The following is a 16,853-nucleotide window of genomic DNA, read 5'->3' on the forward strand; positions in this document are numbered from 1 at the left end:
GTAACAATCCTGCCAAGACCGGCCCTCCCGCGGGAGTTCTCGGACGAACTAGAACGGACCATCCTGTTCCGGATATGCGGGGAACCGTTCCAGCAGTTCCCGCACCTCACGGCCGACCGCCGACCGCTCCGCCGCACCCGCCGCCGTGGACCCGTCGGCCCGCAGCGCCCGGCCCACCAGTACCGCGACGGTCCGCATTTCCGCAGGTCCCAGCCCCTGGGTGGTGACAGAGGCGGTCCCCGCCCTGACCCCGGAGGCCAGCGCCGGGGGCGCCTCCTCGTACGGCACCGCGCAGTGGCCGAGCAGCAGCCCGGCCGCCTCGCAGCGGTGTTCGACCTCGTGCCCGGTCAGCCCGGACGGCCGGGCGTCCGCGGTGACCAGGTGGGTGTCGGTGCCGCCGGTCAGCGGGCACAGGCCCTCCGCCGCCAGCGCCTCGGCCAGAACCTGGGCGTTCGCCACTGCTTCCTGTGCGTATGCCCTGAATTCCGGGGTCGACGCGTGGCCGAGCGCCAGTGCCTTGGCCGCCAGTACGTTCACGGCCGGCCCGCCCTGGGTGAACGGCGAGACCGCCCGGTCCAGCCGCTCCGCGAGCTCGGCCGTGCACAGCAGCAGTCCGCCGTGCGGACCGCCGAGCAGCTTGTGGGTGACCCCGCAGACCAGGTCCGCGTACGGCACCGGGGATCCGCCGATCCCGGCGGCGACCAACCCGATCGTCTGCGAGACGTCCGCCACCAGATAGGCCCCGACCTCGTCCGCGATCTCGCGGAAGGCCGGCCAGTCGAGCTGCCGGGGGTAGGAGATCGCCCCGGCCACGATCGCCTTGGGGCGGACCGCGCGGGCCAGCCGGCGCACCTGGTCGAGGTCGATCCGCCCGTCGTCGGCGCGGACCCCGTAGCCGGTGATGTCGAACCAGCGTCCGGAGAAGTTGGCCCGGGAGCCGTGGGTGAGGTGGCCGCCGTGCGGCAGCGACATCGCCAGCACCGCGTCGCCCGGGCGCAGCAGCGCCGCGTAGGCGGCGAGCACGGCGGCGGTGCCGCTGGACGGCTGGACGTTCGCGTGGTCGGCACCGAACAGCGCCTTCGCCCGGTCGACCGCGAGCCGCTCCACGGCGTCGGCCTGGGCGCAGCCGGTGTGGTGCCGACGGCCCGGGTAGCCCTCGGCGTACTTGTCGGCGAAGACGCTGCCGAGCAGGGCCCGGACGGCGGGCGGGGAGATGTTCTCACCGGCCAGCAGGTCCAGCTGGGTCCGGCGGCGTTCGGCCTCGGCGCCGAGGATCGCCGCCAGCGCGGGGTCCGCGGCGAGCGAGGAGCCTGCGGTCGGGGCGGGGTCTGCGGTCGGGGCGGGGTCCGGGGCGGGGGCGGGCTCCGTCGCCGGGACCGTGGTCGGGTCCTCCGTGGAGGTGGTGACCGGTGCCATCGCTCTCGCCTCGCTCCTGGCGCTGCCCCAGTGGTCTTTCGAAGCAACTCTAGGTCGGGAGAAACGGTCCTGCTCGGTCTAGACGGTCACTCGGGCGACGCCGGTCAGCGCGGTGACGATCGGGTCGAGCGCGTCGAAGATCTCCTCGCCGCAGTTGCGGAACATCCCCAGCGGCGCCCCGTAGGGGTCGTCCACCTCGTCCGCCTCCGGGGTCGCCGCCAGCAGCCAGCCGCGCAGCGCCGCCGCCGCGCTCACCAGGGCGCGGGCCCGGGTGGCCATCTCGCCGGGCTGCTCGGAGGCGTCCGGGAGGGTCGCCGGGTCTATCGCCCGCACCAGCCGGGTGAACTCCTTGAGGGTGAAGGTCCGCAGTCCGGCCGCGTGGCCCATGGAGATCACCTGGGCCCGGTGGTCCAGGGTGGCGGTCAGCACCAGGTCCGCGCCGACGACATGCTCGTCCAGCAGCTCCCGGCCGACGAAGCCGAAGGGGTCGGCGCCGTACTCGGCGAGGATCTCGGCGGCGTTGGGCTCCATCGGCGCGCCCTCGTGGCCCCAGGTGCCGGCGCTCTCCACCAGGATGTCCCCGGTCCCGGTGCCGAGCCGGTGGTCCAGCTCGTGCCGGGTCAGCCGTTCGGCGATGGGCGAGCGGCAGACGCTGCCGGTACAGACGTAGAGGATCTTGAAGGGACCGGTCCTGGGGTCCGCGCCGCCGTAGTAGGGGCGCGGTGCGGGACGGGCGTGGCGGCCGACCGACAGGGAACCGCCCAAGGGAATGACGGAACCGGACGGCGCCCCCCGTTGGGGCCCGACTCCGTGCGCTCCGTGCGCTCCGCTGCGGCTGTTCCGGCTGGGGTCGATCACCTGCCGGCCTCCACCAGGTCGGGTACCACCTCGCGGAGCTGCGCAGCGGTGACCGCGCCAGCTCGCAGCAGCACCGGGACCCGCCCGGTGACGTCGACGATGGAGGAGGGCATGCCGTGGTCCGCACGGCCCCCGTCCAGGTAGATCGAGACCTTGTCGCCGAGCTGCTCCTGGGCCTCGTCGCAGTCGGCCGGGGAGGGGCCGCCGGTCAGGTTGGCGCTGGAGACCGCGAGCGGTCCGGTGGTGTTCAGCAGCTCGATGGCGACCGGGTGCAGCGGCATCCGGATCGCCACGGTGCCCCGGGCGTCGCCCAGGTCCCAGCGCAGCGAGGGCTGGTGCCGGGTGACCAGGGTCAGCCCGCCCGGCCAGAAGGCGTCGACCAGTTCCCAGGCGGACTCGCTGAAGTCGCTGACCAGCCCGTGCAGCGTGGTCGGCGAACCCACCAGCACCGGCGTGGGCATGTTGCGGCCCCGGCCCTTGGCGGCCAGCAGGTCCGCGACGGCGTCGGGCTTGAAGGCGTCCGCGCCCAGCCCGTAGACGGTGTCGGTCGGCAGCACGACCAGCTCGCCGCGGCGGATCGCCGAGGCGGCCTCGCGCAGTCCGGACGCGCGGTCGCTCGGATCGGCACAGTCGTAGCGGCGGCTCATCGGTGCTGGCCCCTTTCGTGGGCTTCCTGGGCGGGCGCGGTGCGGTCGGTGCGGGCAGTGCTGGCCGCGTCGGCGCGGTCAGGGTGGACGAAGGTCACGGCGCGGCTCTGCGCGCGGTGGCGAAGCGCGGCCGGTTGTTCAGGTCGCGGTGGTCGGCCGCGTCGGTCCAGCCGGACTCCTCGCGGAAGATCCACGGGACCAGTCCGCCCTGGGTGTCGGCGTGCTCGATGACCACCACCCCGCCGGGCCGCAGCAGCCGCGCGGCGACCTTCTCGATCCCCCTGATGGTGTCCAGCCCGTCCTCGCCGGAGAACAGCGCCAGCTCCGGGTCGTGGTCCCGGGCCTCCGGGGCGACGTACTCCCACTCGGTCAGCGGGATGTACGGGGGGTTGCTGATCACCAGGTCGAAGCGGCCGTTCAGCTCCGGCTGGTCGGCGAAGGCCTTGGTGGCGTCGCCCTGGGTCAGGTTGATCCGCGGGGCGTCCGGGCTGGCGTCGACGTTCCGCCGGGCCCAGGCGTACGCCTGGTCGGACAGCTCGACCGCGTGCACCCTGCTGCGCGGCACCTCCTGGGCCAGCGCCAGCGCGATCGCGCCGGAGCCCGTGCACAGGTCCACCACCAGCGGCTCGGCCACGTCCATGGAGCGCAGGGCGTCTATGGCCCAGCCGACCACCGACTCGGTCTCCGGACGCGGCACGAAGACCCCGGGCCCCACCTGGAGCTCCAGGTAGCGGAAGAAGGCCCGGCCGGTGATGTGCTGCAGCGGCTCCCGGGCCTCGCGTCGGGAGATGACCTCCCAGTAGCGGGCGTCGAACTCGGAGTCGGCGACGGTGTGCAGCTCGCCGCGCTTGACCTCGTGGACGTACGCGGCCAGCTCCTCCGCGTCGAAACGCGGCGAAGGCACGCCTGCGGCAGCCAACCGCTGGGTGGCCTGGGCCACCTCGGCGAGCAGCAGGTTCACTGCGTACCTCCTCGGATCCGGGATCGGGCTGTCGTCAGTTGTTCTGGGCTGCGGCTTCGAGGCGCGCGGTGGCGTCGGCGTCGACCGCCGACTGGATGATCGGGTCCAGCTCGCCGCCGAGGACCTGGTCCAGGTTGTACGCCTTGAAGCCGGTCCGGTGGTCCGAGATCCGGTTCTCCGGGAAGTTGTAGGTGCGGATCCGCTCGGAGCGGTCCACGCTGCGCACCTGGCTGCGACGGGCGTCGCTGGCCTCCTGGTCGGCCTCCTCCTGGGCGGCCGCGAGGATCCGCGAGCGCAGGATCCGCATCGCCTGCTCCTTGTTCTGGAGCTGGCTCTTCTGATTCTGGCAGGAGGAGACGATGCCGGTGGGGAGGTGGGTGATCCGGACCGCCGAGTCGGTGGTGTTGACCGACTGGCCGCCGGGGCCCGAGGAGCGGTAGACGTCGATCCGCAGGTCGTTGGCGTTGATCTCGATCTCGACGTCCTCCGCCTCCGGGGTGACCAGCACGCCGGCCGCGGAGGTGTGGATCCGGCCCTGCGACTCGGTCGCCGGCACCCGCTGCACCCGGTGCACGCCGCCCTCGTACTTCAGCCGAGCCCACACGCCCTGGCCGGGCTCGGTGCCACGGGCCTTCACCGAGACCTGGACGTCCTTGTAGCCGCCGAGGTCGGACTCGTTGGCGTCGATGATCTCGGTCTTCCAGCCGACCTTCTCCGCGTAGCGGAGGTACATCCGCAGCAGGTCCCCGGCGAACAGCGCCGACTCCTCACCGCCCTCGCCCGCCTTGACCTCAAGGATCACGTCCTTGTCGTCGTTGGGGTCGCGCGGGACCAGCAGCAGCCGCAGGTCCTCGGTGAGTTCGTCGCGCCGCTGCTCCAGCGACTTGATCTCGGCGTAGAAGTCCGGGTCGTCGGCGGCCAGCTCGCGGGCGGTCTCGATGTCCTCGCCGGTCTGCCGCCAGGCGCGGTAGGCGGCGGTGATCGGGGTCAGCTCGGCGTAGCGCTTGGAGAGCCTGCGCGCCTCGCCCTGGTCCGCGTGGACCGCCGGATCCGCCAGCCGCTCCTCGAGAACCGCGTGCTCGCTCAGGAGCTCCTCGACTGCCTCGAACATGGGGCTGTGCCTTCTTCCGACGTACGTGGGGTGCAAACGGGGGCGGACGATCAGGACCGGCGCGGGTGGGACCGCAGCGGGGCAACGCGAACGGCGCCGACCGGAAGCGTCCCTGCTGTCCTTGGAGAAAGTGCAGAAGGGAACGCGCCCGACCGGCGCCGAAAGGTCGCTAGCCCTGCTTGTGGCTGGCGGCGTGCTGCTTGCCGAAGCGGGCCTCGAAGCGGGCGACACGGCCACCGGTGTCCATGATCTTCTGCTTGCCGGTGTAGAAGGGGTGGCAGTTCGAGCAGATTTCGGCGCGCATCACGCCGGAGGGCTCGGTGCTGCGGGTGGTGAACTCGTTGCCACAGGTGCAGGTGACCTGGGTGACCACGTAGGTCGGGTGGATCTCGGACTTCAAGGGGTGCTCCTAGGTTCGGGAGGGCTCCGGGTCGGACGGCGGGTTGCCGTTCGTGAACCGGGACCGACGTACCAGTCTGCCAGCACTGGCCGCATCTCCCCAAACCGGGAACGGGCCGCGGATATTCCGACGTGTACACGATCACCGTCGACCCTGGCGCGGCTACCGGGCCGCGCCCGCGGGGGCGCCCGGCGTGGTGCCAGGCGCCAGGGCTGCGGCCCCGGTCACCGCCCCTGGCGGGGTCGCACCGGAGGCCCCGGCGGTGGCGGCTGCGGAGGCCGTGGCCGAGGCCGCCGCCGGGGGCGCCGTGGCCGTGCCGGGGGCCGTGGAGGGGGTCGTGGAGGGGGTCGTGGAGGGGGTCGTGGAGGGGGTCGTCGAGGCGGAGTCGGCCGGGTTGGCGATCTGCAGCGCCAGGACCGAGGCGGGGATCGGCTGCCCGTTCTGCAGCGCCGTCCACAGTGCGGTGGCCTGCGGCTCCAGCGCCACCAGCCGGTTGGGGTCGCTGGGGGCCACCGTCGTGGGCATGGTCACCGAGGTGATGTCGCCGGCGCCGATCCCCTTCAGGCCCTCCGCGAAGGAGATCAGCGAGGCCACCGAGCCCAGGTCGCTGTCGGTGGTCAGCGCACTGGTGGCGGTGTCGGCCAGGTCGTACAGCTTGGCCGGGTTGCCGAGCAGGTCGAGTCCTTCGGCCTGGGTCAGGATCGACCTGACCATCTGCTGCTGGAGCTCGATCCGGCCCAGGTCGCTGCCGTCCCCCACGCCGTGCCGGGTGCGGACGAAGGCGAGGGCCTGGTCACCGTCGAGGTGGTGGGTACCGGCCGGGAGGTGGAGCCCGCTCAGGTCGTCGTCGATCGGCACGGTGGTGGTGACCGTCACCCCGCCCAGGGCGTCGATCAGCTTGGCGAAGCCGGAGAAGTCGACCTCGACGAAGTGGTCCATCCGCAGGCCGGTCATCGACTCCACCGTCTTCACCGCGCAGACCGGTCCGCCGACCTCGTAGGCGGTGTTGAACATCACGCCGTCCACGGCCGGCAGCTCGCCGCCGGTCGGGCTGCCGGTGCTGCTGCTGGTACTGGTGCAGGAGGGCCGGCTGACCAGGGTGTCCCGGGGGATGCTGACCACGTCCGCCTTGGTGTGCTGCTCGTTGACGTGGACGATCATCGCGGTGTCGGAGCGCGCCGTGCCGTCGGTGGGCCCTCCGGCCAGCTGCCGGTTGGCCCCGGAGCGCGAGTCGGAACCCAGCACCAGGATGTCCATCGCACCGCTGCTGGACGCCGAGGGGCGGTCGCTGCCCAGCGCCCCGGAGATGTCCACGGTCCGCAGGTTGCGGTTGAGCTTCCAGTACAGGAGCCCGCCGCCGACGGCCGCCAGCAGCACCAGCCCGCCGGTGACCCAGGCGAGGCCGAGCAGCAGCCGGCGCCGTCGGCTGCGCGGCGGCCGCGGGGGCTGCTGTTCCGGCTGCGTCGGCAGCTGCTCCGGCTGCGGCGGCTGCGGTGACTCGTCGTTCATCGCGCTCCCGTCCGTACCTGCCTGGGCCGTTCTGTGCATTCTCGTACGGACCCGGACGCACCGCAGCCCCGGACCGAGTCGGTCCGGGGCTGCGGCGGTGCCGTTCGGGGCAGGGTCAGTCGCCCTGGCCCGGCGTCGTCTTGGCGATCTGCATCAGGAACTCGGCGTTGCTGGAGGTCTTCTTCATCTTGTCCACCAGCAGCTCGATGGCCTGCTGCGAGTCGAGCGCGTGCAGCACCCGGCGGAGCTTCCAGACGATCGACAGCTCCTCGGCGCCGAGCAGGATCTCCTCCTTGCGGGTGCTGGACGCGTCGACGTCCACCGCCGGGAAGATCCGCTTGTCCGCGAGCTTGCGGTCGAGCTTGAGCTCCATGTTGCCGGTGCCCTTGAACTCCTCGAAGATCACGTCGTCCATCCGCGAGCCGGTGTCGACCAGCGCGGTGGCGATGATGGTCAGCGAGCCGCCGTTCTCGATGTTGCGCGCCGCACCGAAGAACTTCTTCGGCGGGTAGAGCGCGGTCGAGTCGACACCACCGGACAGGATGCGCCCGGAGGTCGGGGCCGCCAGGTTGTAGGCGCGGCCCAGACGGGTGATCGAGTCCAGCAGCACGACCACGTCGTGGCCCAGCTCCACCAGCCGCTTGGCCCGCTCGATGGCGAGCTCGGCGACGGTGGTGTGGTCCTCGGCCGGACGGTCGAAGGTCGAGGAGATGACCTCGCCCTTGACCGAGCGCTGCATGTCGGTGACCTCTTCCGGACGCTCGTCGACCAGGACGACCATCAGGTGGCACTCGGGGTTGTTGTGGGTGATCGCGTTGGCGATCGCCTGCATGATCATCGTCTTGCCGGTCTTCGGCTGGGCGACGATCAGACCGCGCTGGCCCTTGCCGATCGGCGTCACCAGGTCGATGATCCGGGTCGTGATGACCCCCGGATCGGTCTCCAGGCGCAGCCGCTCCTGCGGGTACAGCGGGGTGAGCTTGTTGAACTCCGGGCGGTTGCGGCCCGAGTCGGGCTCGCTGCCGTTCACCGAGTCCAGTCGGACCAGCGCGTTGAACTTCTCGCGGCGCTCGCCGTCCTTGGGCTGGCGCACGGCGCCGGTGATCGCGTCGCCCTTGCGCAGGCCGTTCTTGCGCACCTGGGCCAGCGAGACGTAGACGTCGTTCGGGCCGGACAGGTAGCCGGAGGTCCGAACGAAGGCGTAGTTGTCCAGGATGTCCAGGATGCCGGCCACCGGGATCAGCACGTCGTCGTCGTTGACCTGCTGCTCGACCGGGGCGTCGAAGCCGTCCCGGCGGTTGCGGCGGTTGCGGTCGCGGTAGCGTCCGCGGCGGCGGCCGCCGAACTCGTCGTCCTCCTGGTAGCCGCCCTGGTTGCCCTGGCCCTGCTGGCCCTGGCTCTGTCCCTGGCCCTGCTGGCCCTGGCCGGCGTTCTGACCCTGGCGGCCCTGGTTGCCCTGGCCGTCCTGGCTCTGGTTGCCGCGGTCGCGGTCCCGGCGGTTGCGCCGCTCACCGCGCTCACCGCGCTCGGGGCGGTCGTTGCCGGCACCGCGCTCGCGGCGGTTGTCGCCCTCCGTCTCGGTGGCAACGGCGCCGGAGTTGGTGGCGCCGTTGCCGGCGTCCTGGCCGCGGTCACGGCGCTCACGGCGCTCACGGCGGCCCTCGCGGCCCTCCGCACCGTCGGTGCGGGGCTGCTCCTGGGCCTGGCGCTCGCGCACCTCGGTGGCGACCGAGGCCTCGGCCGGGGCGGCCACCGGGGTGGCCGGAGCGGCCTCAGGGGCGGCGGTGGCGCTCAGCGAGGTGGCCGGGGCGGTGGCGCGGCGGCTGCGGCGCGGGGCCCGCTCCGCGGTCGCGGCGTCACCCGCGACCTGGACCGGGATGTCGATCTGCTGCTGCTCGACGGCGCGCGACCGAGCGGTGCGGCGGGCCGGAGCGGCCTCGGCGGGCGCCTCGGCGGCTGCCGGGGCGACGGGGGCCGCGGCGGGCGCGGGCTGCTCGGCGACGGGCGCGGCAGCGGTCTTGGCAGCGCGCGGGGCACGCTTGGCGGGCGCCTCGGTGGCGGCCAGCAGCGGGTCGCCACCGCTCTTCGCCTTGATGGCGTCGATCAGGTCGCCCTTGCGCATCCGGCCTGTGCCGCTGATGCCGAGGCCGGTGGCGAGCTGCTGCAGCTCTGCGAGCACCATGGCGTTGAGCCCGGTGCCCGTGGTCCGACGGCGCTTCGGCGCAGAGGCCGTGTTTGCGTCCGACGCATCAGCGTCCGGGCGCGCGCCCATCAGATCGGTGGTGTCGCTCACGAAGGGTCCTTCCCTGGAGCGGACGTCGGCCTGTCTGGCTCGGCGACCGGTTGTGCTGTCCGTTCCTGCGTTCGTTGGTGCAGGAACGGGGCGGTGGTCCGCCGGATGGCGGTCATACGAAAGTGCGGTATCCCCTTGCGGTGTCCTGAGTGCTGACGCACACCGCTTCCCGGGCCCCGGTCGCGTGTCTGGTTTCCCCTCCCCGGACTGCAGTCTCGGCACGGGCTGTGCGTCACATGCGGGACTGAGGCACCGACACGGCTTCGGGATGCGATCACACTTGCGCAGGCAGGCTGCGTACGCGCTGTGGCTGGCTCCCGGAGAATTGCTGTCCCGGAGCGGCTGCCCCACGGAAGCGGAGCGGACCAGGATCGGGACGCGGCGCACCGGGCCCCGTAGGGCACCTGGTGCAGACATGAGATTAACACTACTGGACCCAACAAACATTCCCCCACACTGTGTCGGTCAATCGTGTCCTGATCCTCACAGTTCGCACAACCCGGCCCCACTCAAGCGGAAATACGGAGTCCGCTCCTCGGCTCCGTCGCTCAGGGGGCGAGCGGCAGCACCGCGGTGCCCTCCAGGTCCAGCTGCAGCCGGTGCGCGGCCCAGCCCTCGCCCGCACCGGCGACCAGCTTCTCGGCCGTGGCCGGGTCCGTCAGCGCCAGCACCGTGGGTCCGGCGCCGGAGATCGCGGCGGCCACGCCGCGCGCCCGCAGCTCGGCGACCAGGGCCGCGCTGTGCGGCATCGCCGGCGAGCGGTAGTCCTGGTGCAACCGGTCCTCGGTGGCCGCGAACAGCAGCTCAGGACGGCGGGTGACCGCCTCGACGAACAGCGCGGCGCGGCCCACGTTGGCGGCGGCGTCGGCGTGCGGGACGGTGGCGGGCAGCAGCCCCCGCGCCACCTCGGTCAGCACCGGGTCGGCCGGGACGAAGACGACCGGGGCGATCAGCTCGGACGGGGCCAGGCTGACGGCGTGGGCGTCCTGGTCGCCGTGGTCGCCCTCGGTCCAGGCGATGGTGAAGCCGCCGAGCAGGCAGGCGGCGACATTGTCCGGGTGGCCCTCGATCTCCGAGGCCAGGGCGAGCAGCGCGGCGTCGTCCAGCTGCTCGGCACCGCCGACGGTCACCGCGCGCGCGGCGACGATGCCGGCGCAGATCGCGGCGGAGGAGGAGCCGAGGCCGCGGCCGTGCGGAATCCGGTTGGCACAGACCACTTCGAGGCCGCGGGGCTGGCCGCCCAGGCGGTCGAAGGCGGCGCGCATGGCGCGGACCACCAGGTGCCGCTCGTCCCTGGCCAGGCTGTCGGCGCCCTCGCCGGCGATGTCGACATGCAGACCCGACTCGGCCACCCGCACCACGACGTCGTCGTAGAGCCCCAGCGCGAGGCCGAAGGAGTCGAACCCGGGGCCGAGGTTGGCGCTGGTCGCGGGGGTCCGGACGCGGGTGGCGGCGGCTCGGAAGGCGGGGCCGGGCATGTCGCTGCTGCTCCTGGGGTCGGTGTCGGTACGTCGGCAAGGCGGTGGACACAAGGCGTTACGTCGGCAAGGCGCTGGGACGGGTGGGCGCGACAGGTCGGGCGCCGCGTCGGTCGCGCAGTAGGTATACAGGTCGGTACGCCGCTGTGCCAGCTCGGCACCGGCCCTTGGGCCGACCGGGGCCCCGGCCCGCCGGTGGTCCGGCGGGCCGGAGCCCTCGCACTCCTGGAGCGCTGTCGTACGCGTGGAGCGCTGTCGTACGCGTGGAGCGCTGCCCGCGCTCAGGCGAGGTTCAGCTGCTCCGCCGCCGCGGTGGCGTCGATCGGGATCACGGTGGGACGCGGCGCGCCGGCCACCGCCCAGTCCGGGTCCTTGAGCCCGTTGCCGGTGACCGTGCAGACGATCCGCTGGCCGGGGTCGACCAGCCCCTGCTCCGTGGCCTGCAGCAGGCCGGCCACGCTCGCGGCCGAGGCCGGCTCCACGAAGACGCCCTCCGAGGCCGCCAGCAGCCGGTAGGCGGACAGGATCTGACGGTCCGTGACCTTGTCGATCAGGCCGCCCGACTCGTCCCGCGCGGCGAGCGCGAAGTCCCAGGAGGCCGGGTTGCCGATGCGGATCGCGGTGGCGATGGTCTGCGGCTGCAGCACCGGCGCACCGTCGACGATCGGCGCGGAGCCGGAGGCCTGGTAGCCCCACATGCGCGGGGTGCGCGAGCTCACGCCAGGAAGGATGCGGGGCGAAGCCCCTCCGTCAAGGGTGGCGGCGGGCGACGGGCGGGCATACTCGCGGTAGCCCCTCCAGTAGGCGGTGATGTTGCCGGCGTTGCCGACCGGGAGGACGTGGATGTCCGGGGCGTCGCCCAGCATGTCCACGATCTCGAAGGCGGCCGTCTTCTGGCCCTCGATCCGGACCGGGTTCACCGAGTTCACCAGGGCGACCGGGTACTTGTCGGAGAGGTCGCGGGCCAGCGTCAGGCAGTCGTCGAAGTTGCCGTCGACCTGGAGGATCTTCGCGCCGTGGATCAGCGCCTGGCCCATCTTCCCGAGCGCGATCTTGCCCTGCGGCACCAGCACCGCGCACACCATCCCGGCCCGCACCGCGTAGGCGGCGGCGGAGGCCGAGGTGTTGCCGGTGGAGGCGCAGATGACGGCCTGGGCGCCGTCCTCCTTGGCCTTGGACATGGCCATCGTCATCCCGCGGTCCTTGAAGGAGCCGGTCGGGTTGGCGCCCTCGACCTTCAGGTAGACCTCGCAGCCCGTGCGCTCGGAGAGCAGCTGGGCGGGGACGAGCGGCGTACCGCCCTCCAGCAGGGTGACGACCGGGGTCGCCGCGGTGACCGGGAGGCGGTCCCGGTACTCCTCGATCAGGCCCCGCCACTGGTGTGTACGGGGGCCACGGTCCTGGATGGTGGTGCTCATTGGGTTCATTCCCCTTCGACACGCATGATGCTGGCAACGCCGCGGACATTGTCCAGGCTGCGCAGTGCGGTGACCGTCGCGGACAGCGCGGCGTCGGCGGCGCGGTGAGTCACGACGACAAGTGAGGCGTCGCCCTCCCGACCTGTCTGCCGGACCGTGTCGATGGACACGCCGTGCTCGGCGAAGACGGTGGCGACCTGCGCCAGGACGCCCGCCTTGTCGGCGACGTCGAGGCTGACGTGGTAGCGGGTCACTACATCGTCCATGGGGTTAACGGTGAGCTGAGCGTACGCCGACTCGCCCGGTCCCGTGGAACCGGCCAGCTTGTTCCGGCAGACCGCGACCAGGTCGCCGAGGACCGCGCTGGCCGTCGGGGCGCCGCCGGCGCCGGGTCCGTAGAACATCAGCTGCCCGGCGGCGTCGGCCTCGACGAAGACCGCGTTGTAGGCGCCGCGGACATTGGCCAGCGGATGGGTGAGCGGGATCATCGCCGGGTGGACCCGGGCGGTGACCGAGGCGCCGTCGGCCGAGCGCTCGCAGATCGCCAGCAGCTTCACCACGCAGCCCATCGCCTTGGCGCTGGCGATGTCCGCGGCGGTGACCTCGGTGATGCCCTCGCGGAAGACGTCGGCGGCGGTGACCCGGGTGTGGAAGGCGATCCCGGCCAGGATGGCGGCCTTGGCGGCGGCGTCGAAGCCCTCGACGTCGGCGGTCGGGTCGGCCTCGGCGTAGCCGAGGGCGGTGGCCTCCTCCAGCGCCTCCGAGTAGCCGGCGCCGGTGGAGTCCATCTTGTCGAGGATGAAGTTGGTGGTGCCGTTGACGATGCCGAGCACCCGGTTGACCTTGTCGCCGGCCAGCGACTCGCGGAGCGGGCGGATCAGCGGGATCGCCCCGGCGACCGCGGCCTCGTAGTACAGGTCCACGCCGGCCCGGCCGGCCGCGGCGTGGAGGGCCGCGCCCTCGGCCGCCAGCAGCGCCTTGTTGGCGCTGACGACGGAGGCGCCGCTGTCGAAGGCGCCGAGGATCAGCGAACGGGCGGGCTCGATGCCGCCGATGACCTCGATCACCACGTCGATGTCGTCCCGTTTCACCAGCCCGGTGGCGTCCGTGGTGAGCAGGTGCTCGGGGACGCCGGGGCGGGGCCGGTTGGCGCGGCGCACCGCCACCCCGGCCAGCTCGACCCTGGCGCCGATCCTGGCTTCGAGGTCGGCCGCCTGCGTCGTCATGATGCGAGCCACTTCGGTCCCCACGACTCCACAACCGAGGAGCGCTACCTTAAGTGTGCGCATCGTCCGACTCCGCTCTACTGGTTCTTCAGGGCTGAATTCTGTTGGCCCGGTGCTGTGCATCGGGCCCGGGGATCCCACCAGTCTCCGGGACGGAACGGTGAATTCTTCGGCCGTTCCAGACTCTGAGACGGATATTTCGCTAGCCGATATCGAGCCGCAGCAGATCCTCCTCCGTCTCGCGGCGGACGATCACCCGCGCCGCACCGGCCGAGACGGCGACCACCGGAGGCTTCAGTGCGTGGTTGTAGTTGCTGGCCATGGACCGGCAGTAGGCGCCGGTCGCCGGGACCGCCACCAGGTCGCCGGGGGCCAGGTCGGCCGGCAGGAACGCGTCCTTGACCACGATGTCGCCGGACTCGCAGTGCTTGCCGACGACCCGGGACAGCATCGGCTCGGCGGTCGAGGCCCGGGAGACCAGCGCGACGCTGTACTCGGCGTCGTAGAGGGCGGTACGGATGTTGTCCGACATCCCGCCGTCGACGCTGACGTAGGTGCGCAGCCCCTCCAGCTCCTTGACGGTGCCGACCCGGTACAGGGTGAAGGCGGTCGGGCCGACGATGGCGCGGCCCGGCTCGACCGAGATCCGCGGCGGGGTGAGCCCGGCCGCCGCGCACTCCCGGCGGACGATCTCGGTCAGCGACTTGGCGATCTCGGCGGGCTCGCGCGGGTCGTCCTCGCTGGTGTAGGCGATGCCGAGGCCGCCGCCGAGGTCGATCTCGGGAAGCTCCACGCCGTGCTCGCCCTTGATCTCGGCGAGCAGGCCGACCACCCGGCGGGCGGCGACCTCGAACCCGGCCATGTCGAAGATCTGCGAGCCGATGTGCGAGTGGATGCCGACCAGTTCCAGACCGTCCAGGGTCAGCGCCCTGCGGACGCCCTCGGCGGCCAGGCCGCCGGAGAGCGAGAGGCCGAACTTCTGGTCCTCGTGCGCGGTGGCGATGAACTCGTGGGTGTGCGCCTCGACCCCGACGGTGACCCGGATCAGCACCTTCTGCCGGACCCCGTGGCGCTCGGCGATCCAGGACAGCCGGACCAGTTCGTCGAAGGAGTCCACCACCACGTGGCCGACCCCGGCCGCGACGGCCTGCTCCAGCTCGGCCTCGGACTTGTTGTTGCCGTGGAAGGCGATCCGCTCGGCCGGCATCCCGGCCGTCAGTGCGACGGTGAGCTCCCCGCCGCTGCAGACGTCGACGTTCAGGCCCTCCTCCCGCAGCCAGCGGACGATCGCCCGGGAGAGGAACGCCTTGCCGGCGTAGTAGACGTCCGCGTCCGTGCCGAAGGCCTCGCGCCAGGCGCGGCAGCGGGAGCGGAAGTCCTGCTCGTCCAGGATGTAGGCGGGGGTGCCGAACTCCTCGGCGAGCGCCTGGACGTCGAGGCCGCCGACCGAGACCACGCCGCTGCCGGCGTCACGGACGACCGTCTGCGACCAGACCTTGGGGTCCAGCCGGTTCAGGTCGGCGGGCGGAGCGGTGAAGTGACCCTCCGGCATGACGTCCCCGTGGCGCGGGCCTGCGGGGTGGGCGGAGCGGCTCATGTTCCTTGGTCTCCATTGCCGGCCGAGCAGTCGGCCGAATCAGTCGGGCCGGCCGGCAGCCGGCCGAGTCGATCGGACGGCCGAGCCAGTCGGCCGGGCAGGTCGACCGAGGGGCGGGCGGTCGGGAGGACCGCCCGCCCCTCGGCGGATCACATGCGTTCGGGGGCGGAAACGCCCAGCAGGGCCAGGCCGTTGGCGATGACCGTCTTGGTCGCCTCGACCAGCCAGAGGCGGGCCCGGTTCAGATCGGTGACCTCGTCGTCGCCGAGGGGCAGTACCCGGCACTTGTCGTTGAACCGGTGGTACGAACCGGCCAGTTCCTCGAGGTAGCGGGCGACGTGGTGCGGCTGGCGCAGCTCACCGGACTTGGCGACAATGCGCGGGAACTCCCCAAGGGCGCCGAGAAGCTCGTTCTCGGCCTCCTCGCTGAGCAGTTCCGGCTTGAAGTCCTCGGCGGACCCCTTGTCGAAGCCGAGTCCGGCTGCATTGCGCTGGATGGAGCACATCCGGGAGTGCGCGTACTGCACATAGTGGACGTGGTTCTCGTTCGAGGTGCTGGTGAGCACGTCGATGTCGAGGGTGATGGTGGAGTCGGTGGAGGAGCGCGACAGGGTGTAGCGGGCGGCGTCCACGCCGATCCACTCGACCACGTCGTCGATGGTGATGATGTTGCCGGCCCGCTTGGACATGCGGACCTCCTCGCCGTCCCGCAGCATCTTCACGAACTGGCCGATCAGCACCTCGATGTTGTGCGAGGGGTCGTCGCCCGCGCACGCCGCGATGGCCTTGAGCCGGTTCACGTAGCCGTGGTGGTCCGCGCCCAGCATGTAGACGTTGATCTCGTTGCCGCGGTCGCGCTTGTTCAGGTAGTAGGCGGCGTCGGAGGCGAAGTAGGTGTTCTCCCCGTCGGCCTTGATCAGGACCCGGTCCTTGTCGTCGCCGAAGTCCGTGGTCCGCAGCCAGGTCGCGCCGTCCAGCTCGAAGACGTGGCCCTGCGCCCGCAGCCGCTCGACGGCCTTCTCGACCGCACCAGACTCGTGCAGCGACGCCTCGGAGAACCAGGTGTCGAAGTGGACGCCGAACTCCTCCATCGACTTCTGGATCTCGCCGACCATCAGCCGCAGGCCCTCGCTCCGGAACAGCTCCCGCTGCTCCGCCTCGGGCAGGTCGAGGATGCCCTCGTTCTCGGCCAGGATCCGGTCGGCGATGTCGTTGATGTACTCGCCGACGTAGCCGTCCTCGGGGACCGGCTGCTTGTTGGCGGAGGCGTACAGCGAGCCGCCGAACTTGGAGATCTGCACACCGGCGTCGTTGATGTAGTACTCGGTGGAGACGTCGGCGCCGGAGGCGCGGAGGATCCGGCCCAGCGAGTCGCCGACGGCGGCCCAGCGGACGCCGCCGATGTGGATCGGGCCGGTCGGGTTGGCGGAGACGAACTCCAGGTTGATCCGCTGCCCGGCGAAGGCGTCGTTGTGCCCGTACACCGGGCCGGCCGCGACGATGCTCCGGGCCAGCTCGCCCTGGGTGGCGGCGTCGAAGGTGACGTTGAGGAAGCCCGGCCCGGCGACGTCGACCTTGGCGACCCCGGGCAGCTCTCGCAGACGGGCGGCAACCAGCTCGGCCACCTGTCGCGGCGGCCGACCGGCCGCCTTCGCCAGCTGGAGGGCCACATTGGTGGCGTAGTCGCCGTGGTCCCTGTTCTTGGGCCGCTCGACCGTGACCGTCTCCGGCACGGCGACACTGAGGTCGCCCGCCTCGACGACGGCACTGATCGCGGACTGGACTGCCTGGGAAAGCTCTGCGGGTGTCACAGGGGCAAGCGTAGGCGAGAGAGGGGGGCAGTCCGCCAACAGGTTTAGGTGCTGAGACGGGAGTGTCCGGCCGCTGGCGCAACGTCGTACCCGACCTGTTCGCCGAGAGCGGAACGCCGCCGCGCCGC

Annotated in this window: 12 protein-coding genes and 1 pseudogene; all 13 read right to left on the reverse strand. The window is 72.1% G+C overall.

Annotated elements, in window-relative coordinates:
- Window positions 1-48: 48 nt before the first annotated feature.
- The 13 genes and pseudogenes from BS75_RS14085 to argS all read right to left on the reverse strand — a co-directional run bounded on the left by BS75_RS14085 (window position 49) and on the right by argS (window position 16,725).
- Complete coding sequence (locus BS75_RS14085; RefSeq protein ID WP_034088461.1) at window positions 49-1,416, reverse strand: serine hydroxymethyltransferase; 1,368 nt, start codon at window positions 1,414-1,416, stop codon at window positions 49-51.
- A 78-nt stretch (window positions 1,417-1,494) separates the two neighbouring features.
- Window positions 1,495-2,091 carry an arsenate reductase/protein-tyrosine-phosphatase family protein gene (locus tag BS75_RS14090; RefSeq protein WP_034093035.1) on the reverse strand — a complete coding sequence of 199 codons (597 nt, stop codon included), beginning with the start codon at window positions 2,089-2,091 and terminating at the stop codon, window positions 1,495-1,497.
- A gap of 179 nt (window positions 2,092-2,270) precedes the next feature.
- Window positions 2,271-2,921 carry an L-threonylcarbamoyladenylate synthase gene (locus BS75_RS14095; protein WP_034088462.1) on the reverse strand — a complete coding sequence of 217 codons (651 nt, stop codon included), beginning with the start codon at window positions 2,919-2,921 and terminating at the stop codon, window positions 2,271-2,273.
- A 94-nt stretch (window positions 2,922-3,015) separates the two neighbouring features.
- A complete protein-coding gene (gene prmC / locus BS75_RS14100) occupies window positions 3,016-3,882 on the reverse strand; it encodes a peptide chain release factor N(5)-glutamine methyltransferase (protein ID WP_034088463.1) in 867 nt (288 codons plus the stop codon).
- Window positions 3,883-3,916: 34 nt separating this feature from the next.
- Window positions 3,917-4,993 carry a peptide chain release factor 1 gene (gene prfA, locus BS75_RS14105; protein ID WP_034088464.1) on the reverse strand — a complete coding sequence of 359 codons (1,077 nt, stop codon included), beginning with the start codon at window positions 4,991-4,993 and terminating at the stop codon, window positions 3,917-3,919.
- A gap of 169 nt (window positions 4,994-5,162) precedes the next feature.
- Window positions 5,163-5,393: a 50S ribosomal protein L31 gene (gene rpmE, locus BS75_RS14110; protein WP_034088465.1), complete on the reverse strand. Its 231-nt coding sequence runs from the start codon at window positions 5,391-5,393 to the stop codon at window positions 5,163-5,165.
- A 417-nt stretch (window positions 5,394-5,810) separates the two neighbouring features.
- Window positions 5,811-6,902 (reverse strand): annotated as a pseudogene (locus tag BS75_RS14115) (LCP family protein); the annotation flags it as partial.
- A 115-nt stretch (window positions 6,903-7,017) separates the two neighbouring features.
- Window positions 7,018-9,195 (reverse strand): transcription termination factor Rho, encoded by a 2,178-nt coding sequence (gene rho / locus BS75_RS14120; RefSeq protein ID WP_034088466.1) that lies wholly within the window; start codon window positions 9,193-9,195, stop codon window positions 7,018-7,020.
- Between the two features lie 548 nt (window positions 9,196-9,743).
- Window positions 9,744-10,673 (reverse strand): homoserine kinase, encoded by a 930-nt coding sequence (gene thrB / locus BS75_RS14125; protein ID WP_034088467.1) that lies wholly within the window; start codon window positions 10,671-10,673, stop codon window positions 9,744-9,746.
- 281 nt (window positions 10,674-10,954) lie between these two features.
- Window positions 10,955-12,091, reverse strand: a complete 1,137-nt coding sequence (gene thrC / locus BS75_RS14130; protein WP_034088468.1) for a threonine synthase — start codon at window positions 12,089-12,091, stop codon at window positions 10,955-10,957.
- Between the two features lie 5 nt (window positions 12,092-12,096).
- Window positions 12,097-13,380: a homoserine dehydrogenase gene (locus BS75_RS14135; protein ID WP_034088469.1), complete on the reverse strand. Its 1,284-nt coding sequence runs from the start codon at window positions 13,378-13,380 to the stop codon at window positions 12,097-12,099.
- A 139-nt stretch (window positions 13,381-13,519) separates the two neighbouring features.
- A complete protein-coding gene (gene lysA, locus BS75_RS14140; protein WP_034088470.1) occupies window positions 13,520-14,914 on the reverse strand; it encodes a diaminopimelate decarboxylase in 1,395 nt (464 codons plus the stop codon).
- A 149-nt stretch (window positions 14,915-15,063) separates the two neighbouring features.
- Window positions 15,064-16,725, reverse strand: a complete 1,662-nt coding sequence (argS, locus tag BS75_RS14145; RefSeq protein WP_034088471.1) for an arginine--tRNA ligase — start codon at window positions 16,723-16,725, stop codon at window positions 15,064-15,066.
- Between the last annotated feature and the right edge of the window lie 128 nt (window positions 16,726-16,853).

It is taken from the genome of Streptacidiphilus albus JL83, from assembly GCF_000744705.1.
Taxonomy (GTDB): domain Bacteria; phylum Actinomycetota; class Actinomycetes; order Streptomycetales; family Streptomycetaceae; genus Streptacidiphilus; species Streptacidiphilus albus.